The sequence below is a fragment of the Streptomyces mirabilis genome (assembly GCF_039503195.1).
Lineage (GTDB): Bacteria > Actinomycetota > Actinomycetes > Streptomycetales > Streptomycetaceae > Streptomyces > Streptomyces mirabilis_D.
This window is the reverse complement of the sequence record NZ_JBCJKP010000001.1, coordinates 7,429,164-7,453,187: the sequence shown is the minus strand read 5'-3', so window position 1 is coordinate 7,453,187 and position 24,024 is coordinate 7,429,164. Positions and strand designations below refer to the sequence as shown.

The following is a 24,024-nucleotide window of genomic DNA, read 5'->3' as shown; positions in this document are numbered from 1 at the left end:
CCCCCACGGAGCGCCCGGCGGTCACCACCGTGAGCCGCCCGCCTCCGGGCGTCACCCGTTCTCCGCCTGGAACATCCAGTGATGCTTCTCGAGGTCGGCGGTGATCTGGATGAAGATGTCCTGGCTCACCGGATCGGCTTCGCCCGTCGCGTCCACTCGCACCCGCATCCGGCTGATCACCGCGCTCAGCGCGTCCACGAGCTCCCCCACGGCGTCGGTGTCCTTGATCCAGCCCTCGGGCGTCACACCGATGCCGCTGGTGGTGGCCACGGTCGCGGCCCGTCCGTCGGGCGGGACCCCGAGCGTCGAGGCGCGCTCCGCCACCGTGTCGGAGTGCAGCCGTGCGGTGTCCACGACCTCGTCGAGCTGGAGGTGGATGGAGCGGAAACGCGGTCCGACCACGTTCCAGTGGACCTGCTTCGCCACCAAGGAGAGATCCACCAGGTCGACCAGCGCTCCCTGGAGGGCGCCGGACACGGTCTTAAGATCCGCGTCGGACAACGGGCTCTTCACGACGTACATCGGGATTCTCCGATCCACTCGGCCTCATCAACAACGGTCTCATCCATCACGACCTCATCAACCATGGCATAGACGCACAATTCGGGTCACCTGGAGCGAGTGGACCCGGAGACATCGAAAGCCCCGGCCGAAACCGCTCCAGACTTCCCTGGAGCAGCCCCGGCCGGGGCTTTCACAAGCATGCTCAGCTCATGAGCGAGAACTCGTGAGCGTCAGGCGGCGACGACGTCGACCGCCTCGGCTGGCGCCTTGATGGTGACCCGTTCCGGTGGTACGCCGGTGACCGATACGGAATTCAGCATCGGACGGCGCACCGGTGTGGGCACCGGCTCGGTGGCCGCTGCAGACTGGGCCAGCTCGGCGAGAGCGAGCTCGTCGCTCACTTCCCGCATGAGCTCGGACATCCGTACGTCCAGCGCGTCGCAGATGGCGGAGAGCAGCTCGGAGGATGCCTCCTTCTGCCCCCGCTCCACCTCGGAGAGATAGCCGAGTGAAACTCGGGCGGACGAGGAGACTTCGCGCAGAGTACGGCCCTGGCGCTGGCGCTGCCGACGCAGCACGTCACCAAGCAGGCGACGGAGCAGAATCATCGGTGGCTCCCTCCTCGGACCGCGTAGCCGCATCCTTCACGCCCCACCGTACCGCCTTGCGCCGCGGCCGTGCGGGGAGCGATGTCGTGTTCACTCAGGGCTGCAAACATCAAAACCCCCCGTTCTGTTCCGTATCCTGTGCCCGCTCATTCCCGGTCTGTTCGCCCGCCAGCTCCTTCAGGAGCAGGGCGAGTACGCTCCGTACACTCTCCATACGGATTTCCGTCCGGTCGCCGTTCAACCGCAGCGGTATCACTTTCCCGCCGCCGGCAGCATGAAAAGATGCTCGGGACGGGCCGTCGACGGCCACGAAAACCGTCCCGACCGGCTGCCCGTCCTGGGGTTCGGGACCGGCGACACCGGTGGTGGCGATCCCCCAGTCCGCGCCGAGCGCCTTGCGCACCCCGGCCGCCATCTGGGCCGCGACCTGCGGATCCACCGCACCACGCTCGGCCAACAGAGTGGCGTCGACTCCCAGCAGTTCGTGCTTGAGTTCGGTGGCGTACGCCGTCACGGAGCCCCGGAAGGCCTGGGAGGCCCCGGGCGTCGCGGTGATCTCCGCCGCCACCAGACCACCGGTCAGCGACTCGGCGACGGCGAGCGTCTCGCCCCTCACCGTGAGTAGTCGCAGCACTTCGGCGGCCGTAGAACTCACCGCTCAGCCTCCTCGGCCGCCGCCTGCCGCTCGGCGATCCCGCTCCTGCGCAGCACAACGGCCTGTCTTACGTAGTCGAGCCCGGTGACGACGGTCAGGACGACCGCCACGGCCATCACCCAGAATCTCAGGGTGGCCAGCGGCCCCGTCAGCGCCAGGACGTACATCCCGACCGCGGTGCCCTGCGCGAGCGTCTTCAGCTTGCCGCCACGGCTGGCCGGAATGACCCCGTAGCGGATCACCAGGAAACGCATCAGAGTGATCCCGAGCTCGCGCCCGAGGATCACTCCCGTCACCCACCACGGCAGATCACCGAGGTAGGACAGGCAGACCAGCGCCGCACCCATGATCGCCTTGTCGGCGATGGGGTCCGCGATCTTCCCGAAGTCGGTGACCAGGTCGTACGTACGCGCCAGGTGCCCGTCGAAGATGTCGGTGATCATGGCGACGGCGAAGGCCGCCCACGCCCAGGCTCGCCAAGCGGGGTCGTACCCGCCCTCGGCCAGCATCAGCGCCACGAAGCCCGGCACCAGGACGAGCCGGATCATGGTCAGGATGTTCGCGATGTTCCAGAGGCTGGCCTGATTGACGGCCACAGCGCCCAGCTTCCCGCCCCGCGCCGGCTTGGAGCCCCCGGGAACGCCGGGAGCGCCCGCCGCGCCGTTCGCGCTGGGGGAGCCGCCCGCCGCGGACGCCGGGGCTCCGGTCATCTGGCCGCCTCCTCAGTACACGGGAGCGAGCCCAGGAGCGGCTCGGCCACCAGGTCGACACCTTCCGTACCGACCACCTTCGCCTCGACGATACGGCCCACCGTCAGACCTTCGCCGCTCGTGAACTGCACCTGACCGTCGGTCTCGGGCGCCTGGTGCGCGGCACGGCCGACCGCCCCCCACTCCTCCCCGTCGACGGAGCCGACCGACTCGACGAGCACATGGACGGTCTCACCGACGCGCTCCTCGGCGCGCTGCGCGACCAGCTCCTCGGCGAGCCGGGACACGCGCGCGAGGCGCTCGTCGACCACGTCCTGGTCGAGCTTGTTCTCGTACGTCGCCGCCTCCGTGCCGTCCTCGTCGGAGTACCCGAAGACGCCGATGGCGTCGAGGCGCGCACCCGTGAGGAAGCGCTCCAGCTCCGCGAGGTCGGCCTCGGTCTCGCCGGGGAAGCCCACGATGAAGTTGGACCGCACGCCGGCCTGCGGGGCCTTGGAGCGGATGGTGTCGAGCAGCTCCAGGAAGCGGTCCGTGTCGCCGAAGCGCCGCATCGCGCGCAGCACGTCGGGCGCGGAGTGCTGGAAGGACAGGTCGAAGTAGGGCGCGATGTTCGGCGTGGAGGTCAGCACGTCGATGAGCCCGGGGCGCATCTCGGCGGGCTGGAGGTAGCTCACGCGCACGCGCTCGATGCCGTCGATCTCGGCGAGCTCGGGCAGCATGGTCTCCAGGAGGCGGATGTCGCCCAGGTCCTTGCCGTACGAGGTGTTGTTCTCGGAGACCAGCATGATCTCCTTGACGCCCTGCTCGGCCAGCCAGCGGGTCTCGTTCAGCACGTCGCTGGGGCGGCGCGAGATGAAGGAGCCGCGGAAGGACGGGATGGCGCAGAAGGAGCAGCGCCGGTCGCAGCCGGAGGCGAGCTTCACCGAGGCCACCGGGGAGCCGTCCAGGCGGCGGCGCAGAGGCGCACGCGGGCCGGAGACCGGGGCGACGCCCTCCGGGAGGTCCGAGGGGGCGCCGTGGCCGGGAAGGGCCACCTCCTCGCCCGCGCTCTGCCGCTCGGCGGGGCTGATCGGCAGCAGTTTGCGCCGGTCGCGGGGGGTGTGGGAGGCGTGGATGCCGCCGTTCAGGATGGTCTGGAGGCGGTCCGAGATGTCCGCGTAGTCATCGAAGCCGAGCACACCGTCGGCCTCGGGGAGGGCCTCGGCGAGCTCCTTGCCGTACCGCTCGGCCATGCAGCCCACCGCCACGACGGCCTGGGTTCTGCCATGCCCCTTGAGGTCATTGGCTTCCAGGAGGGCGTCGACGGAGTCCTTCTTGGCGGCTTCGACGAAGCCACAGGTGTTGACGACGGCGACGTCCGCTTCTTCGGCGTCCTCCACGAGTTGCCAGCCGTCCGCCTCCAAGCGGCCTGCGAGCTCCTCCGAGTCCACCTCGTTACGGGCGCAGCCAAGGGTGACGAGTGCGACGGTACGGCGTTCAGGCATGGGCTCAAGACTACTTTGTCTCACTGACAGCCCACGTCGACGGGGTTGGCCGATCTTGGCCAACCCCGTACCCGCCTGTGCGGTGAGCCCTTTGTGCGCCCGCTTCGTGAGCCCGTTGTGCGACCCTCACGGCCGTCCGAAGTCATCCGACGACGGGGTCGCCCTTCGTGTACGTCAGTCGCTCGACCTGGCCGGGCTGGAACTGGTCGTCGATCTTCTTGCCGTTCACGTACAGCTTGATGGCGCCCGCGTCGCCGAGGACCAGGTCGATCTTCGTCTTGTCCTGGAAGGTCTTGGACTCGCCCTGCTTGAGCAGACCGTCGAAGAGCAGTCGGCCGTTGTGGTCCTTGGCGGAGATCCAGCTGCGCCCGTCGGGGGCGCTCACCTGGACGGTCACCTTGTCCTGCGGGGCCGCCGCGATGGCGCTGTCGGTGGGCTCGGGCTTCGGGTCGGCGGGCTTGCTGATCTTGGAGCTGGCCGAGGTGGTGGACGTACTGGCGGTCGGTGTGGAGCCTTCGGCGACCGACGACTTCGCGTCGCTCCCGCCGTTGCCCTTGACCACGGTGAACCCGACGAAGCCGATCACGGCGACGATCGCCGCGACCATGGCGGCGGTCCAGTTCGGCCCGCGGCGCTCGGGACGGATACGTTCCGCCTCGAACATCGGGGCGGCGGGGGTGGGCGCGGGTCGCCCGCCGTGTTCGGCGTCGTAGCGGGCGAGCAGCGGGGCCGGATCGATGCGCACCGCCCGGGCCAGCGTCCGGATGTGGCCGCGCGCGTACACATCACCGCCGCAGGGGGCGAAGTCGTCCTGCTCGATCGCGTGCACGATGGCGATACGGACCCGGGTGGCGTTGCTGACGTCGTCAACGGTCAGTCCTGCCTCGATGCGGGCCTGCCGCAAGGCACGACCGACCGAGAGGCCTTCTTCGCGGTGCTCTTCGAACGGGCGCTCGTCTTCAGGGGAGTTGCCGTCAGGGAAGTTGCCGATGGACACGGGGGCGCCTTTCGAGCGTGTAGCCACCTGTGCTGGAGGTTCAGTTTAGGGGGGGTACGAAAGGGTGGGGCAACCGGGCGGTGGGACTTTGTACGCCATCAGAATGGCCGGTCACCATGATGTTGGGACAGGGACCTGTCCCCTCGCTCAACTTGACGTACGACGAAGGGAAACGGTTGCCCGTATTTCCCTTACGGGTGAGTCACGTTCGAATATCCCCGTGTCACGGAGCGAACCGTCCGCGCCATGACCGAGCCGCCGAGATCTCACCCGTACGGTGACCGACCTGTCCCGTTTCCCTCCGCCAAAAGCTCTACGCTTCAGCTTCCCCACGCATCACGGCGAGCACTCCGTCCAGCTCGTCGGCCTTCACCAGAACATCACGCGCCTTGGATCCCTCGCTGGGCCCGACGATGCCACGGGACTCCATGAGGTCCATCAGCCGCCCTGCCTTGGCGAAGCCGACCCGCAGCTTGCGCTGGAGCATCGAGGTGGACCCGAACTGCGAGGTGACGACCAGTTCGGCGGCGGCGCACAGCAGGTCGAGGTCGTCGCCGATGTCCTCGTCGATCTCCTTCTTCTGCTTGGTGCCCACGGTGACGTCGTCCCGGAAGACCGGCGCCATCTGGTCCTTGCAGTGCTGCACGATGGCCGCGACCTCGTCCTCGGTGACGAAGGCACCCTGCATACGGGTGGGCTTGTTGGCCCCCATCGGCAGGAAGAGCCCGTCACCCTTGCCGATCAGCTTCTCGGCGCCCGGCTGGTCGAGGATGACGCGCGAGTCCGCCAGCGACGACGTGGCGAACGCGAGCCGGGACGGCACGTTCGCCTTGATCAGACCGGTGACGACGTCCACGGACGGTCGCTGCGTGGCGAGCACCAGGTGGATGCCGGCGGCACGCGCGAGCTGCGTGATGCGCACGATCGCGTCCTCGACGTCGCGCGGGGCGACCATCATCAGGTCGGCGAGCTCGTCGACGATCACCAGCAGATACGGGTACGGCGTCAGCTCGCGCTCGCTGCCCTCGGGCAGCTTCACCTTGCCGTTCCTGATGGCCTCGTTGAAGTCGTCGATGTGCCGGTAGCCGAACGCCGCGAGGTCGTCGTAGCGCAGATCCATCTCCCGTACGACCCACTGCAGCGCCTCGGCGGCCCGCTTCGGGTTGGTGATGATCGGCGTGATCAGGTGCGGGATGCCCTCGTAGGCGGTCAGCTCGACCCGCTTGGGGTCGACGAGGACCATCCGGACGTCCTCGGGGGTCGCCCGGACCATGACGGACGTAATCAGGCAGTTAATGCACGAGGATTTACCGGAACCGGTGGCTCCGGCCACGAGCACGTGCGGCATCTTCGCCAGGTTGGCCATCACATAGCCGCCCTCGACGTCCTTGCCGAGCGCGACCAGCATCGGGTGGTCGTCCTCCGCCGCGTCCGCGAGGCGCAGCACGTCACCGAGGTTGACCATCTCGCGGTCGGTGTTGGGGATCTCGATGCCGACCGCCGACTTGCCGGGGATCGGACTGATGATCCGCACGTCGGGGCTTGCGACGGCGTACGCGATGTTCTTGGTGAGCGCCGTGATCCGTTCGACCTTCACGGCGGGGCCGAGCTCGACCTCGTAGCGCGTGACCGTCGGACCACGCGTGAAGCCGGTGACGGCGGCGTCGACCTTGAACTCCATGAAGACGTTCTGGAGCGAGGCGACCACGGCGTCATTGGCGGCGCTGCGCGTCTTGCCGGGCCCGCCGCGCTCCAGGAGGTCGAGCGACGGCAGGGAGTAGGTGATGTCGCCGGACAACTGGAGCTGCTCCGCGCGCGGGGGCAGGTCGCGGGGCGCGTCGGGCGCGGACTTGGTGAGGTCGGGCACGACGGACTCGACGGCCAGGGCCTCCTGCTTGGGCCGCTTGGCGCCCGGGACGACCTTGGCGCGCGCGGCCGGCACCGGGGACGTCTCCTCGTAGCCGTCACGCTCCGCCGTGACGCCCTGCGTCAGATCGGCGACCAGCGGGGAGGGCGGCATCCCATGCAGCACGGCGCCGTCGAGCGCGGCGGCGGCCGCCGCGGCGACGTCCACCGCGTCCATGGGCCGGTTCATGTCGGGCTGCTGCACACCGGGCCGCCGGGGACGGCCACGGCGCTTGGTGAGCGCCTCCTCCTCCGCGCTCTCCGCGTCGTACCCCTCAGGGGCGCGTGCACGCCGCCGGGAACGGGCGGGAAGCGCCTCACGCCACTGCTCGTCGTAGCGCTCGTCGTCCTCACCGAAGGCGTCCTCGTCGGGGTCGGCCTGGACGACGCCCAGCTTCTGACCGAGCAGCCGCAGCCGCTGCGGGATCGCGTTGACAGGGGTCGCCGTGACGACCAGCAGGCCGAAGATCGTGAGCAGCACGAGCAACGGCACCGCGAGGACGTCACCCATCATGTACGTCAGCGGCGTCGACGCCCCCCAGCCGATGAGCCCGCCCGCGTCCCTTATCGCCTGCATGCCGTCGCTGCGCGCGGGCGCCCCGCAGGCGATGTGGACCTGGCCGAGGACGCCGATGACGAGCGCGGACAGGCCGATCACGATGCGCCCGTTGGCCTCCGGCTTCTCGGGATGCAGGATGAAGCGGGCGGCGATGACCGCGAGCAGTATCGGCACCAGCAGGTCGAGGCGGCCGAAGGCACCCGTCACCAGCATCTCGACGAGGTCGCCGACGGGACCGTGCAGGTTGGACCAGGTGCCTGCCGCGACGATCAGCGCGATCCCGATCAGCAGCAGCGCGAGTCCGTCCTTGCGATGCGCCGGGTCGAGCCCCTTCGCGCCCCGTCCTATGCCGCGGAACATCGCGCCGACGGCATGCGCGAGCCCCAGCCACACGGCGCGTACGAGCTTGTACACACCCGCGGTGGGGTTGGGCGCCGACGCGGGTGGGGCCTTCTTCGCCGCGACCTTCTTGGCGGGCGCCTTCTTGGCGGCTGCCTTTTTCGCGGGGGCCTTCTTCGCCGGAGCCTTCGTCGGAGCGGCCGCCTTCTTCGCGGGCGGCTTCTTGGCTGCGGACTGACGTGAGGCCATGAGTGTGAGGTTACCGGTGGAGACGACAGCGGACACGTGTGCCTACTGCTTCACCCGTTCGTGTCGCCCGCACCAGGGACCAGAACTGACGCGCGCTCACCGCGAACGGCGGACTCCTCGGAGGTCAGTTCTGCGACGGCACCGACGGTGCGCCGCTTCCCGTGCCCGGCTCCAACGCGTCCAGCGCCCGGCGCAGTCCCGTGAGTTTGCGTTCGAGATGGGCCGCGGTCGCCACCGCCGCCGCGTCCGCCGAGTCGTCGTCGAGCTGCTTGGACAGCGCCTCGGCCTGCTCCTCAACGGCCGCGAGCCGCGCGGAGAGTTCGGCGAGGAGACCGGCCGGCTCCTTGGCCGAGCCGAGCGCCGTCTTGCCGCCGCCCTCCAGCTGCAGCCGCAGCAGCGCTGCCTGCTCGCGCAGTTGGCAGTTCTTCATGTAGAGCTCGACGAAGACCGAGACCTTCGCACGCAGCACCCATGGGTCGAACGGCTTGGAGATGTAGTCCACCGCACCCGCCGCGTACCCCCGGAAGGTGTGGTGCGGGCCGTGGTTGATCGCCGTGAGAAAGATGATCGGGATGTCCCGAGTCCGTTCACGCCGCTTGATGTGCGCCGCGGTTTCGAAACCGTCCATTCCAGGCATCTGGACGTCCAGCAGAATGACCGCGAAGTCGTCGGTCAGTAGCGCTTTGAGCGCTTCCTCTCCGGACGATGCCCGTACCAGTGTCTGATCGAGCGCGGAGAGGATCGCCTCCAGCGCCAGCAGATTCTCCGGCCGGTCATCGACCAGAAGGATCTTGGCCTTCTGCACCATGGCCCGCCCTCCTCGCCCCGGCAGTGCACCGGGCGCCGCCCCAGGGGACGACTCCCTTGCGTCGCCCGTCCTTGTGCCGGTCATGGTAGCCGCACCCCGCCTGTCGCCACACCCTGTCACCGCGATGTCACTGTGCACGTAGCAGAAACGTAGCGGGAGACCAGAAGGTTCCCCGAATCCCGCACTTCTACACGGCCTCGGCCACCGTCAGTTATACGACGTCGGACGCCCCGCGCCGCCGACTCGGCGCGCACAGCACGGCCTCCCGGCCGCCGACACCACCCGGCGACACCCATCCCGCTCACTCCTCGCGCATCCACTGCTCCATCACGGAGAGCAGATGGTCGGGATCGACCGGCTTGGTGACATAGTCGGACGCGCCGGACTCGATGGCCTTCTCCCGGTCGCCCTTCATCGCCTTCGCCGTGAGCGCGATGATCGGCAGGCCGGCGAACTGCGGCATCCGGCGAATCGCCGTCGTCGTGGCGTAGCCGTCCATCTCGGGCATCATGATGTCCATCAGGACGACCGTCACGTCGTCGTGCTGCTCCAGCACCTCGATGCCCTCACGGCCGTTCTCCGCGTACAGCACCGACAGGCCGTGCTGCTCCAGGACGCTGGTGAGCGCGAACACGTTGCGGATGTCGTCGTCGACGATCAGCACCTTCTCGCCCTCGAACCGGATGCCTCGGCGCGGCTGCGGCGCCGCCTCCTGCTGCGCCCCGGCCGCCCACTGCTCCTGAGCGGCACCCGCGGCCCCGTTCGGCCCCGGCAGCCCCGGGCGCTGCTCGGTCGAGGGCAGCGCCCTGCGGCGCCGCCTGAAGAGCGCGGCGGGCCCGTTCTGCGTCTCCTGGTACGACTTCACCTCGGCCGGCGTCTCGATGTCGACCCCGGACAGCTCCGCCTCCGAGGCGAGCAACTCCCCGGCTTCCAGGGCGGGCGCGAGCTGCCCGTAGCCCTGCGGGGGCAGTTCGCTCGGGTGCAGCGGCAAATACAGCGTGAACGTCGAACCGCGTCCCGGCTCGCTCTGGGCGTGGATCTCACCGCCCAGCAGACGCGCGATCTCCCGCGAGATGGACAGCCCCAGACCCGTACCGCCGTACTTCCTGCTCGTCGTACCGTCCGCCTGCTTGAAGGCCTCGAAAATCACCCGCATCTTGCTGGCGGCGATCCCGATGCCGGTGTCGGTCACCGAGAACGCGATCAGACCGGCGTCCGCGTCCCGCAGCGAACCCGCCTCCAGGAGCTGCTCCCGGATCGCCACCGGGACATCCGCGCCGGCGGGCCGGATCACCAATTCGACCGCTCCGGAGTCGGTGAACTTCACCGCGTTGGAGAGCAGGTTGCGCAGCACCTGAAGGAGGCGCTGCTCGTCGGTGTGCAGCGTGGCGGGCAGTTCCGGCGACACCCGGACGGAGAAGTCGAGGCCCTTCTCCGCTGTCAGAGGACGGAAAGTGGCCTCTACGTAGTCGACGAGTTGGACCAGCGCGATGCGGGTCGGCGACACGTCCATCTTGCCCGCCTCGACCTTCGACAGATCGAGGATGTCGTTGATCAGCTGGAGCAGGTCGGAACCCGCTCCGTGGATCGTTTCCGCGAACTCGACCTGCTTCGGAGTCAGGTTCGACTCGGCGTTGTCGGCGAGCAACTTCGCGAGGATCAGCAGGGAGTTGAGCGGCGTCCGCAACTCGTGCGACATGTTCGCCAGGAACTCGCTCTTGTAGCGCATGGAGACCGCGAGCTGCTCGGCACGCTCCTCCAGGACCTGCCGCGCCTCTTCGATCTCGGTGTTCTTGACCTCGATGTCGCGGTTCTGCTGGGCCAGCAGCTCGGCCTTGTCCTCCAGTTCCGCGTTGGAGTCCTGAAGGGCCTTCTGCCGGTTCTCCAACTCCGCCGAGCGCTCCCGCAGCTGCTCGGTGAGCTCCTGCGACTGCTTGAGCAGAACCTCCGTCTTGGTGTTGACGGAGATGGTGTTGACGCTCGTCGCGATCATCTCGGCGATCTGGTTCAGGAAGTCCCTCTGGATCTGCGTGAACGGCGTGAAGGACGCCAGCTCGATCACACCCAGCACGGTCCCCTCGAAGAGCACCGGAAGCACGATCACCTGCGCCGGGGGCGCCTCGCCGAGCCCGGACGAGATCTTCAGGTAGCCGCTCGGCGCGTTCTCCACCAGGATCGTGCGCTTCTCCTGCGCGGCCGTCCCGATCAGCGCCTCACCGGGCCGGAACGACGTCGGCATGGAGCCCATCGAGTAGCCGTACGAGCCGAGCATGCGCAGCTCGTACGCGTCCTCGTCGTTGCCCGCCTCCTTGCCGTCGACCAGCGGCATGGAGAGGAAGAACGCGCCGTGCTGCGCCGAGACCACCGGCGTCAGCTCACTCATGATCAGCGAGGCCACGTCGTCGAGGTCGCGGCGCCCCTGCATCAGGGCGGAGATACGGGCGAGGTTGCCCTTGAGCCAGTCCTGTTCCTTGTTGGCGATGGTGGTGTCGCGCAGGTTGGCGATCATCTTGTTGATGTAGTCCTGAAGTTCCTGGATCTCGCCCGAGGCGTCCACGTCGATCTTCAGGTTCAGGTCGCCGCGGGTCACCGCGGTCGCCACGCGCGCGATGGCACGCACCTGCCGGGTCAGGTTCCCGGCCATCTCGTTCACCGACTCGGTGAGGTCGCGCCAGGTGCCGTCGACGTCACGCACGCGTGCCTGACCGCCCAGTTGCCCCTCGGTACCCACCTCGCGGGCGACTCGGGTGACCTCCTCGGCGAAGGACGACAGCTGGTCGACCATCGTGTTGATGGTGGTCTTCAGCTCCAGGATCTCGCCGCGCGCGTCGATGTCGATCTTCTTGGTGAGGTCGCCCTTGGCGATGGCCGTCGTGACCATCGCGATGTTGCGCACCTGACCGGTCAGGTTGGACGCCATCCCGTTCACGGACTCGGTGAGGTCCTTCCACGTACCGGCCACACCCGGGACGCGCGCCTGCCCGCCGAGGATGCCGTCCGTGCCCACCTCGCGGGCCACCTTGGTGACCTGGTCGGCGAACGAACTCAGCGTCTTCACCATGGTGTTGAAGGTGTCGGCGAGCTGCGCGACCTCGCCACGCGCCTCGATCGTCACCGTACGGGTCAGATCGCCGTTGGCGACGGCCGCGGCGACCTGGGAGATGTTGCGCACCTGCATGGTCAGGTTGTTGGCCATCAGGTTCACGTTGTTGCTGAGGTCCTTCCAGATGCCCGTGACACCGGGCACATGGGCCTGCCCGCCGAGGATGCCCTCGGTGCCCACCTCGCGGGCCACCCGGGTCACCTGCTCGGCGAAGGACGACAGCTGGTCCACCATCGTGTTCACGGTGGTGACGAGTTCGAGGATCTCGCCCTTGGCGTCGACGGTGATCTTCTTCGACAGGTCGCCCATGGCGACCGCCGTCGTGACCTCGGCGATGTTGCGGACCTGGATGGTCAGGTTGTTCGCCATGAAGTTCACGGACTGCGTGAGGTCCTTCCAGGTGCCGGAGACACCCTGCACCTCCGCCTGACCCCCGAGCATGCCCTCCGTCCCCACTTCACGGGCCACCCGCGTCACCTGCTCGGCGAAGTTCGAGAGCTGGTCCACCATCGTGTTGAGGGTGTTCTTCAGCTCCAGGATCTCGCCGCGCGCGTCCACGTCGATCTTCTGCGACAGGTCGCCCCGCGCCACCGCGGTCGCGACCTGCGCGATGTTGCGCACCTGGGCGGTGAGGTTGCCCGCCATGCCGTTCACCGAGTCCGTCAGGTCACGCCACACACCGGCGACGCCGGGCACCTGTGCCTGACCGCCGAGACGGCCCTCCGTACCCACCTCACGGGCCACCCGCGTCACCTGGTCCGCGAAGGCGGAGAGCTGGTCGACCATCGTGTTGATGGTGTTCTTCAGCTCCAGGATCTCACCGCGCGCGTCCACGTCGATCTTCTGCGACAGGTCACCCCGCGCCACCGCCGTGGTGACCTGGGCGATCTGTCGTACCTGCGAGGTCAGGTTCCCCGCCATGAAGTTGACGGAGTCGGTGAGTTCCTTCCACGTGCCGGACACGCCGTCCACGCGGGCCTGACCGCCGAGGCGGCCCTCCGTGCCCACGTCCCGGGCCATCCGCGTCACCTGGTCGGCGAACGAGGACAGCTGGTCCACCATCGTGTTGACGGTGTTCTTCAGCTGGAGCATCTCTCCCGAGACGTCGACCGTCACCTTCTGAGACAGGTCACCGTTCGCGACCGCCGTCGTCACCTGCGCGATGTTGCGGACCTGGCCCGTCAGGTTCCGGAACGCCGTGTTGACGGAGTCGGTGAGGTCCTTCCACGTACCGGCCACACCCGGCACCTGCGCCTGGCCGCCCAGTTCACCCTCGACACCGACCTCGCGCGCCACGCGCGTGACCTCGACACCGAACGACGAGAGCTGGTCGACCATCGTGTTGACGGTGTTCTTCAGCTCCAGCATCTCGCCGGCCACGTCGACGGTGACCTTCTGCGACAGATCACCGTTGGCCACCGCCGTCGTCACCGCGGCGATGTCCCGTACCTGGGTCGTGAGGTTCCGGAAGACCGTGTTGACGGAGTCCGTCAGGTCCTTCCACGTCCCCGCCGCGCCCGGCACGTTCGCCTGACCGCCGAGCCGCCCCTCGCCACCGACCTCGTTGGCCACACGCGTGACCTCGTCCGCGAACGTCCGCAGCGTCTCGGTCATCTGGTTGATCGTCTCGGCGAGCTGCGCGACCTCGCCGCGTGCGGAAACGGTCACCTTCTGCGACAGGTCACCGCTCGCGACGGCCGTCGTCACCTGCGCGATCCCGCGCACCTGGGCCGTGAGGTTGCCGGCCATCAGGTTCACCGAATCGGTGAGGTCCTTCCACACACCGGCCACACCGGGCACCTGCGCCTGGCCGCCGAGCTCGCCCTCGGTGCCCACCTCACGTGCGACGCGCGTCACCTCGGAGGAGAACGAGGACAGCTGATCCACCATCGTGTTGACGGTGTTCTTCAGCTCCAGCATCTCGCCGGCCACATGGACCGTGACCTTCCGGGACAAGTCGCCCTTCGCGACCGCCGTCGTCACGAGAGCGATGTCACGTACCTGTGCCGTCAGCCGGTACGCCATGGTGTTGACCGAATCCGTGAGGTCCTTCCACGAACCGGACATTCCACGCACCCGGGCCTGCCCGCCCAGTTTGCCCTCGGTGCCCACCTCGCTGGCCACCCGCGTGACCTCGTCGGTGAACGTCGACAGCTGGTCGACCAGGTTGTTGACCGTCCGTCCGACCTTCAGGAACTCCCCGCGCAGCGGATGCCCGTTGCCGTCCGCCGCCTGCGCCCGCAGTTCCATACGCGGCGACAGATCGCCCTCCGCCACCGCGGACAGCACCCGGCCGACCTCGGAGACCGGTCGTACGAGGTCGTCGACGAGCGCGTTCGACGCGTCGATCGCGGTACCCCAGGAACCCTCGCAGGCGCCCGACTCCAGCCGCTCCGTGAGCTTTCCCTCACGCCCGACCACCCGCCGCACCCGCGACAGCTCACCCGTCAGATGCAGATTCCGGTCCGCCACCTCGTTGAAGACAGCCGCGATCTCCGACATCACGCCATCACCGGAGACCGTGAGGCGCTTGCGGAAATTGCCGTCCCGCATCGACACCAGAGCCGTCAGCAGCCTGTTCAGGGCAGCCGTATCCACCTCGGTGGTGCCATTGCGTGGTGTGCGCCGGTTGTTCAGGGACTGTCCGTCTTCTGCGCGCGTCTTACCGCCCCGCGTCGCTGCGCCAGACTCCACTGTGTCCCTCCCGCAAGGGTCGACCATTACTGCTCGGCGTACTCGGGTACTGCTTGCTCGGGTACTACTGCTCGTGCTCAGGTACTACTTGCTCGGCGAACCTGGCAGGCACTCGGCCTGTCCGACCTTCTCACTGGAGCTTGCCCAGTGTTTCACCCCGGCTGAACCAGGCCATAACAGTTCGGCAGCTTCGCACATCGTCCGCACACCGCCCGGAGGCGGGCACAGCCTCGTCAGGACGGAAACACAGGCACCTGTCCGAACGGAAACTCTGCCCCTCTCCCGACGGAAACACCGGTGACCGGCATCCGCATGGACGGCGAAGGTAAGTAACCTTGCATGCGGCTGTCCAGCCACACCGGTTTGTCCGGCCTGGGCGGTGGCACAAGAACGAGCGGGCAGGCATCGGAGGGGCACCGCACCATGACCACCGGACTGCATCCTGGGGGACAGCCCCAGGATCCTCGGCCGACGGGGAACCAGGCACTGCCCCGGCAGGAGCGGGTCGCCCACGGGGCCCCGCACGCCGACAACCGGACAAGGAGTGCTGTGATCACCGCGCGCGCGGCCGCCAGTTTCGATCCCGTCGGGCGATCGGTCGCGACCGCCAGATCCTTCGTCCGCGACACCCTCCAGGGCTGGGGCTTCGCCGACATCGTCGACGACGCGGTCGTCCTGACCAGCGAACTCGTCACCAATGCTGTCGTGCATGCGGGCACCTCCGCGGACGTTCTGTGTCTGCGCAGCGACGAAGGCGTACGCATCGAGGTGGCGGACCGCTACCCGGAACGTGAAATTCCACTCCAGGCGACGGCTGTGAATATGAGCAGCCCCGACCGTGAGGGCGGGCGCGGACTCCAGTTGTGCGCCGCCCTGGCCGGCCGCTGGGGCGTCGACTACTCCCCCACGCACAAGCAGGTCTGGTTCCACCTCGACCTCCCCGATCGCCCGGTCGGCACCCGCACCGCGGGCCCCTCCCTCCCCGCCCACCTCCTTCCGCTCGCCGACGGCCGCGTCCGCGTCGCGGTGATCCAGATCGACCGCGTCGGCGCCATCTCGGCCTGGAACGAGGACGCGGAGGACCTCTTCGGGTACGCCGCCGAGCAGGTCATCGGCAAGCCCCTCACCGACCTCGCGGCCTGGCCGCACACCCCGGGCACCAGCACCGGCATCGTCGAGGCCCTCCAACTCTCGCGCTGGGAGGGCAGTTACGGGCTCCGGGCCGCGAGCGGCCGCGTGACCCCGGTCTACGCCTCCCACCTCCGCGTCCGCGACACGGGCGGCGAGCCCTCCACGGTCTGCCTCCTCGTACGCGACCACGAACGCGCCGTGCTTCAGACCCCGTTGCGGGCGTCGGCCACCGACACGACGACCAGCTCCGAGGGCCAGGCCACGGACCCTTTCGAGGTCTTCATCGGCTCCCCCGCCCCGGACGACCTGGACGGCCTCCTCCAGCGCACGGTGGAGCGCGCCCGCGACATGCTCGACGGCGACTCCGCCTTCCTGCTCCTCGCGACCGACGACGAGACGGAGTTGGAGGTACGCGCCTCGACGGGCCTGCCCTCCGCCCGCCAGCGCTTCGCCCGCGTCCCCGTCGAGGCGGGCCCCGGCCGCTACGGCTCGGCCCGCATGCCCGCCGTCCACGAGGACCTGACGGTCGTCCCCGGCGCCGTACCGCTGCTGGCCGGCACCGGCATGCGCTCGGTCGTCACGGTCCCGCTGAAGGTCGAGGGCCGCCTCACCGGCTCCCTCGGTGTCGCGGCCGAGGGACCCTCCCGCTACTCGAACGAGGAGGCACTGCGCCTCCAGTTCGCCGCCGACCGCATCGCGCTCGCGGTGGAATCGGCCCGCCTGGGCGAGCTGGAACGCCTGCGCCGCGGCTCGCTGAGCTTCCTCGTCGAGGCCTCCGACCTCCTCGCCGGCACCCTGGACCGCGACCAGACCCTCGCCCTCATGGCCCAGATGACGGTCCCGACCCTCGCCACCTGGTGCGCGGTCTACACGATCGCCGACCAGGCCTCGGACCCGTACCTCTCGTACGTCCTGCACGAGGACGAGGAACGCATCGACGGTCTCAAGGCCCTGCTCTCGAAGATCGCCCCACCGGACCCGGTCCCCACCCCCGGCGCCCGCGTCTGGGCGGCCCCGGGCGAGGCGGCCCACCAGGCCGCCCTGCGCACCTCCATGCGCAGCCTGGGCCTCGGCGAGCCCGCCTCGGTCACCTCCGGCATCGGTACGACCCTGGCGACGGCCGCGGCGGTCGGCGGCGAGACCGTCGTCCTGCCCCTGGTCGCCCGCAACCGCGTCATCGGCATGCTGACGCTCGGCAAGCCCTCCGACGAACACTTCCGCCAGGAAATCCTGGAACTGGCCGAGGACCTGTCCCGCAGGGCCGCCTTGGCCCTCGACAACGCCCGCCTGTACTCGGAGCGCACGGCCATCAGCCAGTCCCTCCAGCGCAGCCTCCTGCCGCCCGACCTCCCGCACATCGACGGCGTCGAGGTCGAGGTCATCTACCGCGCGGCCGGCGAGGGCAACGAGGTCGGCGGCGACTTCTACGACCTCTTCCCGATCCGTGACGGCGTCTACGGCTTCGCCATCGGCGACGTCTGCGGTACGGGCCCGGAGGCGGCGGCGGTCACGGGCCTCGCCCGGCACGCCCTGCGCCTCCTGGCCCGCGAGGGCTTCGGCGGCCCCGCGGTCCTGGAGCGCCTGAACTCCGCGATCCTGGACGAGGGCGCCCGCAGCCGCTTCCTGACCCTGCTCTACGGCGAGTTGTGGCCCCAGGAGGACGGCAGCGCCATGCTGAAGGTGGTCTGCGCGGGCCACCCGCTCCCGCTCCGCCTGCGTCAGGACGGCACCGTAGAAGCGGCCGCCGAACCGCAGCCCCTCCTGGGTGTCATGGAGGACCTGGAGCTGTACGAGCAGACCATCACCCTCGACCCGGGCGACGTACTGCTGTGTGTGACGGACGGCGTCACCGAACGCCGTGAGGGCACCCGCATGTTGGGCGACGACGGCCTCGCGGACGTCCTCACCACGTGTACGGGCCTCACGGCGGGAGCGGTGGCCGCCCGCATCATGCGCGCGGTCGAGCGCTTCGCCTCCGACGCCCCGTCCGACGACATGGCGATTCTGGCGATGCGGGTGCCGGGCCTTCAGCGGGACTGAGGTCGGACGCGACTCCGGGGCACTCCCGGACATGCGAAAGGCCCCCGCCCGTAAGGGCGGAGGCCTTTTCTGCTGGAGCCCCCCAACGGAATCGAACCGTTGACCTTCTCCTTACCATGGAGACGCTCTGCCGACTGAGCTAGGGGGGCCGGTCGCCTTTTCGAGGTTTCCCTCGCGGCAACGAAATAGATCATACCCCGAACAGGAGCGTGCTCCCAACCAGTCCCGTCGGATCAGAAGGCGGGCTGCAGCAATCCCCCGAGCGCATTGCACGCGGAGACGATCCGCTGCATCTCCCGCTTCGTCAACGACGCGTCCACGGGCAGCGCGAGAGTCTCGTCGGCGGCCCGCTCCGTCTCCGGGAGGTGCACGTCCCGACGGAACCCGGGCAGCCGGTGCACGGGCGTCTTCACCGGCACCGGGCATTCAATTCCCTTGGCCCGTACGGCCCGTGCGAAGGCGTCCCGGTCCGGCCGGCCGTTGCCGGGCACGCGCACGACGTACTGCTGGTACGTGTGCCCGTCGCCGCCGTCCGGCGTGCGCACTCCGCTCAGCCGCGCGTCGAGATAGGCGGCCCGCTCCCTGCGCTGTGCGATCTCGTCGAACGGCGCCTCGGACTCGCCCAGTTCCAGCACCAGAAGCCCGTGCCGCTGCCCGACGTCCCGCAGCCGCGTCATGTCGGCCGACCGACCGAAGCGGTGTACGACGACGACAGCGGTCGACCGCGGGGTCACGGCCGCCTCGACAACGCCGGCGTCAAGGCAGTACGTCACCGGGTCTATGTCGGCGAAGACGACCGACGCACGGACCTGGGTCACGGCCTCCGCGACCTCGACGTTCCCGAACGCCGGCACGATGACCTCGTCGCCGGCTCCGACGCCCGCGGCCCTGAGCATTGCAGCTGTACCCATGCCGCGGATGCTTGTCGCGCAAAGTGAACGCAAAGTGTCGGACAACAAAAAAGAGCTGGTCCCCGAACCGAAGTTCGGGGACCAGCTCTTTTAATATGAGTTCGGCGGCGTCCTACTCTCCCACAGGGTCCCCCCTGCAGTACCATCGGCGCTGTGAGGCTTAGCTTCCGGGTTCGGAATGTAACCGGGCGTTTCCCTCACGCTATGACCACCGAAACACTATGAAACTGTGAATACCGCACCACACCCAGTGGCCCTGGGAATGGGGTTGTTCGTGGTTTCAGAACCAACACAGTGGACGCGAGCAACTGAGGACAAGCCCTCGGCCTATTAGTACCGGTCACCTCCAGCGGTTACCCGCCTTCCAGATCCGGCCTATCAACCCAGTCGTCTACTGGGAGCCTTAACCCCTCAAAGGGGGTGGGAATACTCATCTCGAAGCAGGCTTCCCGCTTAGATGCTTTCAGCGGTTATCCCTCCCGAACGTAGCCAACCAGCCATGCCCTTGGCAGGACAACTGGCACACCAGAGGTTCGTCCGTCCCGGTCCTCTCGTACTAGGGACAGCCCTTCTCAATATTCCTACGCGCGCAGCGGATAGGGACCGAACTGTCTCACGACGTTCTAAACCCAGCTCGCGTACCGCTTTAATGGGCGAACAGCCCAACCCTTGGGACCGACTCCAGCCCCAGGATGCGACGAGCCGACATCGAGGTGCCAAACCATCCCGTCGATATGGACTCTTGGGGAAGATCAGCCTGTTATCCCCGGGGTACCTTTTATCCGTTGAGCGACGGCGCTTCCACAAGCCACCGCCGGATCACTAGTCCCGACTTTCGTCCCTGCTCGACCCGTCGGTCTCACAGTCAAGCTCCCTTGTGCACTTACACTCAACACCTGATTACCAACCAGGCTGAGGGAACCTTTGGGCGCCTCCGTTACTCTTTAGGAGGCAACCGCCCCAGTTAAACTACCCATCAGACACTGTCCCTGATCCGGATCACGGACCCAGGTTAGACATCCAGCACGACCAGAGTGGTATTTCAACGACGACTCCACAACAGCTGGCGCTGCCGCTTCAAAGTCTCCCACCTATCCTACACAAGCCGAACCGAACACCAATATCAAACTGTAGTAAAGGTCCCGGGGTCTTTCCGTCCTGCTGCGCGAAACGAGCATCTTTACTCGTAGTGCAATTTCACCGGGCCTATGGTTGAGACAGTCGAGAAGTCGTTACGCCATTCGTGCAGGTCGGAACTTACCCGACAAGGAATTTCGCTACCTTAGGATGGTTATAGTTACCACCGCCGTTTACTGGCGCTTAAGTTCTCAGCTTCGCCACCCCGAAGAGTGACTAACCGGTCCCCTTAACGTTCCAGCACCGGGCAGGCGTCAGTCCGTATACATCGCCTTACGGCTTCGCACGGACCTGTGTTTTTAGTAAACAGTCGCTTCTCGCTGGTCTCTGCGGCCACCCCCAGCTCAGAGTGCAAGACTCATCACCGGTGATGGCCCCCCTTCTCCCGAAGTTACGGGGGCATTTTGCCGAGTTCCTTAACCATAGTTCACCCGAACGCCTCGGTATTCTCTACCTGACCACCTGAGTCGGTTTAGGGTACGGGCCGCCATGAAACTCGCTAGAGGCTTTTCTCGACAGCATAGGATCATCCACTTCACCACAATCGGCTCGGCATCAGGTCTCAGCCTTGATGTGCGACGGATTTACCTATCGCACGGCCTACACCCTTACCCCGGGACAACCACCGCCCGGGATGGACTACCTTCCTGCGTCACCCCATCACTCACCTACTGCAGGTCTGGTCCGTCGGCTCCACCACTCCCCTTTGCCCGAAGGCTCCGGGGCGGCTTCACGGACTTAGCATCGCCTGGTTCAATGTTTGACGCTTCACAGCGGGTACCGGAATATCAACCGGTTATCCATCGACTACGCCTGTCGGCCTCGCCTTAGGTCCCGACTTACCCTGGGCAGATCAGCTTGACCCAGGAACCCTTAGTCAATCGGCGCACACGTTTCTCACGTGTGTATCGCTACTCATGCCTGCATTCTCACTCGTGAACCGTCCACCACTGCCTTCCGGCGCGGCTTCACCCGGCACACGACGCTCCCCTACCCATCACAGCCGCCGTTGGGCGTATTGCTGCAATGACACGACTTCGGCGGTACGCTTGAGCCCCGCTACATTGTCGGCGCGGAATCACTAGACCAGTGAGCTATTACGCACTCTTTCAAGGGTGGCTGCTTCTAAGCCAACCTCCTGGTTGTCTGTGCGACTCCACATCCTTTCCCACTTAGCGTACGCTTAGGGGCCTTAGTCGATGCTCTGGGCTGTTTCCCTCTCGACCATGGAGCTTATCCCCCACAGTCTCACTGCCGCGCTCTCACTTACCGGCATTCGGAGTTTGGCTAAGGTCAGTAACCCGGTAGGGCCCATCGCCTATCCAGTGCTCTACCTCCGGCAAGAAACACACGACGCTGCACCTAAATGCATTTCGGGGAGAACCAGCTATCACGGAGTTTGATTGGCCTTTCACCCCTAACCACAGGTCATCCCCCAGGTTTTCAACCCTGGTGGGTTCGGTCCTCCACGACCTCTTACAGCCGCTTCAACCTGCCCATGGCTAGATCACTCCGCTTCGGGTCTTGAGCGCGCTACTAAATCGCCCTATTCGGACTCGCTTTCGCTACGGCTTCCCCACACGGGTTAACCTCGCAACACACCGCAAACTCGCAGGCTCATTCTTCAAAAGGCACGCAGTCACGACGCACTGAGCAAACTCAATGCGCGACGCTCCCACGGCTTGTAGGCACACGGTTTCAGGTACTATTTCACTCCGCTCCCGCGGTACTTTTCACCATTCCCTCACGGTACTATCCGCTATCGGTCACCAGGGAATATTTAGGCTTAGCGGGTGGTCCCGCCAGATTCACACGGGATTTCTCGGGCCCCGTGCTACTTGGGTGTTTCTCAAACGAGCCGTTGACGTTTCGACTACGGGGGTCTTACCCTCTACGCCGGACCTTTCGCATGTCCTTCGCCTACATCAACGGTTTCTGACTCGTCTCACGGCCGGCAGACCGTGAAAGAGAAATCCCACAACCCCACATACGCAACCCCTGCCGGGTCTCACACGCATATGGTTTGGCCTCATCCAGTTTCGCTCGCCACTACTCCCGGAATCACGGTTGTTTTCTCTTCCTGCGGGTACTGAGATGTTTCACTTCCCCGCGTTCCCTCCACATACCCTATGTGTTCAGGTATGGGTGACAGCCCATGACGACTGCCGGGTTTCCCCATTCGGAAACCCCCGGATCAAAGCCTGGTTGACGACTCCCCGGGGACTATCGTGGCCTCCCACGTCCTTCATCGGTTCCTGGTGCCAAGGCATCCACCGTGCGCCCTTAAAAACTTGGCCACAGATGCTCGCGTCCACTGTGCAGTTCTCAAACAACGACCAACCACCCATCACCCCGAACCTTCCGGATCGAGTGCACTGGGGCCGGCACTGAAGGCAGCCAACAATCGGCCGTGCCCTCAGACACCCAACAGCGTGCCCGGCAACCCCCGCCACTCATGATCAGCTTTCCACGCCCCGAAGAGCAGTACTCACAGCCTGAGATGACTGAAGATGCCGAATAATCAACGTTCCACCCATGAGCAACCAGCATCAGACATTCGCCGATGTACTGGCCTCTGACCTCACCCCGGAGGGATCGGTAAGAAGTGCTCCTTAGAAAGGAGGTGATCCAGCCGCACCTTCCGGTACGGCTACCTTGTTACGACTTCGTCCCAATCGCCAGTCCCACCTTCGACAGCTCCCTCCCACAAGGGGTTGGGCCACCGGCTTCGGGTGTTACCGACTTTCGTGACGTGACGGGCGGTGTGTACAAGGCCCGGGAACGTATTCACCGCAGCAATGCTGATCTGCGATTACTAGCAACTCCGACTTCATGGGGTCGAGTTGCAGACCCCAATCCGAACTGAGACAGGCTTTTTGAGATTCGCTCCGCCTCACGGCTTCGCAGCTCATTGTACCTGCCATTGTAGCACGTGTGCAGCCCAAGACATAAGGGGCATGATGACTTGACGTCGTCCCCACCTTCCTCCGAGTTGACCCCGGCAGTCTCCTGTGAGTCCCCATCACCCCGAAGGGCATGCTGGCAACACAGAACAAGGGTTGCGCTCGTTGCGGGACTTAACCCAACATCTCACGACACGAGCTGACGACAGCCATGCACCACCTGTACACCGACCACAAGGGGGGCACTATCTCTAATGCTTTCCGGTGTATGTCAAGCCTTGGTAAGGTTCTTCGCGTTGCGTCGAATTAAGCCACATGCTCCGCTGCTTGTGCGGGCCCCCGTCAATTCCTTTGAGTTTTAGCCTTGCGGCCGTACTCCCCAGGCGGGGAACTTAATGCGTTAGCTGCGGCACCGACGACGTGGAATGTCGCCAACACCTAGTTCCCACCGTTTACGGCGTGGACTACCAGGGTATCTAATCCTGTTCGCTCCCCACGCTTTCGCTCCTCAGCGTCAGTAATGGCCCAGAGATCCGCCTTCGCCACCGGTGTTCCTCCTGATATCTGCGCATTTCACCGCTACACCAGGAATTCCGATCTCCCCTACCACACTCTAGCTAGCCCGTATCGAATGCAGACCCGGGGTTAAGCCCCGGGCTTTCACACCCGACGTGACAAGCCGCCTACGAGCTCTTTACGCCCAATAATTCCGGACAACGCTTGCGCCCTACGTATTACCGCGGCTGCTGGCACGTAGTTAGCCGGCGCTTCTTCTGCAGGTACCGTCACTTTCGCTTCTTCCCTGCTGAAAGAGGTTTACAACCCGAAGGCCGTCATCCCTCACGCGGCGTCGCTGCATCAGGCTTTCGCCCATTGTGCAATATTCCCCACTGCTGCCTCCCGTAGGAGTCTGGGCCGTGTCTCAGTCCCAGTGTGGCCGGTCGCCCTCTCAGGCCGGCTACCCGTCGTCGCCTTGGTGAGCCACTACCTCACCAACAAGCTGATAGGCCGCGGGCTCATCCTTCACCGCCGGAGCTTTTAACCCACCCAGATGCCCGGGCAGGTGTTATCCGGTATTAGACCCCGTTTCCAGGGCTTGTCCCAGAGTGAAGGGCAGATTGCCCACGTGTTACTCACCCGTTCGCCACTAATCCACCCCGAAGGGCTTCATCGTTCGACTTGCATGTGTTAAGCACGCCGCCAGCGTTCGTCCTGAGCCAGGATCAAACTCTCCGTGAATGTTTTCCCGTAATCGGGACGACACCACGAGAGCGGAACCGAAGGGAG

General features: G+C 66.5%; 11 protein-coding genes, 1 tRNA gene and 3 rRNA genes. 1 reads left to right on the top strand and 14 read right to left on the bottom strand.

Annotated elements, in window-relative coordinates; translation table 11 throughout:
• Window positions 1-51: 51 nt before the first annotated feature.
• From AAFF41_RS34185 to AAFF41_RS34145, 9 genes are all read right to left on the bottom strand, one after another.
• Window positions 52-522, bottom strand: coding sequence for a Dps family protein (locus tag AAFF41_RS34185; protein ID WP_054228607.1), 471 nt, complete (start codon window positions 520-522; stop codon window positions 52-54).
• Window positions 523-734: 212 nt separating this feature from the next.
• Window positions 735-1,112 (bottom strand): helix-turn-helix domain-containing protein, encoded by a 378-nt coding sequence (locus AAFF41_RS34180; RefSeq protein ID WP_054228608.1) that lies wholly within the window; start codon window positions 1,110-1,112, stop codon window positions 735-737.
• Window positions 1,113-1,221: 109 nt separating this feature from the next.
• Complete coding sequence (locus AAFF41_RS34175; RefSeq protein ID WP_097286480.1) at window positions 1,222-1,767, bottom strand: CinA family protein; 546 nt, start codon at window positions 1,765-1,767, stop codon at window positions 1,222-1,224.
• Window positions 1,764-2,477: a CDP-diacylglycerol--glycerol-3-phosphate 3-phosphatidyltransferase gene (pgsA, locus tag AAFF41_RS34170; protein ID WP_343325138.1), complete on the bottom strand. Its 714-nt coding sequence runs from the start codon at window positions 2,475-2,477 to the stop codon at window positions 1,764-1,766. The genes AAFF41_RS34175 and pgsA overlap by 4 nt, the downstream gene beginning before the upstream one ends.
• Window positions 2,474-3,961: a 30S ribosomal protein S12 methylthiotransferase RimO gene (gene rimO / locus AAFF41_RS34165; protein ID WP_097286478.1), complete on the bottom strand. Its 1,488-nt coding sequence runs from the start codon at window positions 3,959-3,961 to the stop codon at window positions 2,474-2,476. The genes pgsA and rimO overlap by 4 nt, the downstream gene beginning before the upstream one ends.
• A 142-nt stretch (window positions 3,962-4,103) precedes the next feature.
• On the bottom strand, window positions 4,104-4,958 hold the full coding sequence (locus AAFF41_RS34160; protein ID WP_343325137.1) for a helix-turn-helix domain-containing protein: 855 nt from the start codon (window positions 4,956-4,958) through the stop codon (window positions 4,104-4,106).
• Between the two features lie 313 nt (window positions 4,959-5,271).
• Window positions 5,272-8,010: a DNA translocase FtsK gene (locus tag AAFF41_RS34155; RefSeq protein WP_343325136.1), complete on the bottom strand. Its 2,739-nt coding sequence runs from the start codon at window positions 8,008-8,010 to the stop codon at window positions 5,272-5,274.
• A gap of 124 nt (window positions 8,011-8,134) precedes the next feature.
• A complete protein-coding gene (locus tag AAFF41_RS34150) occupies window positions 8,135-8,818 on the bottom strand; it encodes a response regulator (protein ID WP_054228614.1) in 684 nt (227 codons plus the stop codon).
• A gap of 301 nt (window positions 8,819-9,119) precedes the next feature.
• Window positions 9,120-14,615: a HAMP domain-containing protein gene (locus tag AAFF41_RS34145; RefSeq protein WP_319748384.1), complete on the bottom strand. Its 5,496-nt coding sequence runs from the start codon at window positions 14,613-14,615 to the stop codon at window positions 9,120-9,122.
• 423 nt (window positions 14,616-15,038) lie between these two features.
• Between AAFF41_RS34145 and AAFF41_RS34140 the strand changes: the two genes are divergently transcribed.
• On the top strand, window positions 15,039-17,786 hold the full coding sequence (locus tag AAFF41_RS34140) for a SpoIIE family protein phosphatase (RefSeq protein WP_319748383.1): 2,748 nt from the start codon (window positions 15,039-15,041) through the stop codon (window positions 17,784-17,786).
• Between the two features lie 73 nt (window positions 17,787-17,859).
• Here AAFF41_RS34140 and AAFF41_RS34135 read toward each other — a convergent pair.
• From AAFF41_RS34135 to AAFF41_RS34115, 5 genes are all read right to left on the bottom strand, one after another.
• Window positions 17,860-17,935: transfer RNA gene (locus tag AAFF41_RS34135), tRNA-Thr, on the bottom strand.
• Between the two features lie 84 nt (window positions 17,936-18,019).
• Window positions 18,020-18,682 (bottom strand): DegT/DnrJ/EryC1/StrS family aminotransferase, encoded by a 663-nt coding sequence (locus AAFF41_RS34130; RefSeq protein WP_343326391.1) that lies wholly within the window; start codon window positions 18,680-18,682, stop codon window positions 18,020-18,022.
• Window positions 18,683-18,796: 114 nt separating this feature from the next.
• Window positions 18,797-18,913 (bottom strand): 5S ribosomal RNA (gene rrf, locus AAFF41_RS34125).
• A gap of 94 nt (window positions 18,914-19,007) precedes the next feature.
• A 23S ribosomal RNA gene (locus AAFF41_RS34120) occupies window positions 19,008-22,131 on the bottom strand.
• A 319-nt stretch (window positions 22,132-22,450) separates the two neighbouring features.
• Window positions 22,451-23,976 (bottom strand): 16S ribosomal RNA (locus AAFF41_RS34115).
• The 16S, 23S and 5S rRNA genes sit together here, the layout of an rRNA operon.
• Between the last annotated feature and the right edge of the window lie 48 nt (window positions 23,977-24,024).

Bases quoted from the DNA above. Each gene is read 5' to 3' on its own strand.
- AAFF41_RS34185 (WP_054228607.1), bottom strand. From the start codon at position 522: ATGTACGTCGTGAAGAGCCCGTTGTCCGACGCGGATCTTAAGACCGTG.
- AAFF41_RS34180 (WP_054228608.1), bottom strand. From the start codon at position 1,112: ATGATTCTGCTCCGTCGCCTGCTTGGTGACGTGCTGCGTCGGCAGCGC.
- pgsA (WP_343325138.1), bottom strand. From the start codon at position 2,477: ATGACCGGAGCCCCGGCGTCCGCGGCGGGCGGCTCCCCCAGCGCGAAC.
- rimO (WP_097286478.1), bottom strand. From the start codon at position 3,961: ATGCCTGAACGCCGTACCGTCGCACTCGTCACCCTTGGCTGCGCCCGT.
- AAFF41_RS34155 (WP_343325136.1), bottom strand. From the start codon at position 8,010: ATGGCCTCACGTCAGTCCGCAGCCAAGAAGCCGCCCGCGAAGAAGGCG.
- AAFF41_RS34150 (WP_054228614.1), bottom strand. From the start codon at position 8,818: ATGGTGCAGAAGGCCAAGATCCTTCTGGTCGATGACCGGCCGGAGAAT.
- AAFF41_RS34140 (WP_319748383.1), top strand. From the start codon at position 15,039: ATGACCACCGGACTGCATCCTGGGGGACAGCCCCAGGATCCTCGGCCG.
- AAFF41_RS34130 (WP_343326391.1), bottom strand. From the start codon at position 18,682: ATGCTCAGGGCCGCGGGCGTCGGAGCCGGCGACGAGGTCATCGTGCCG.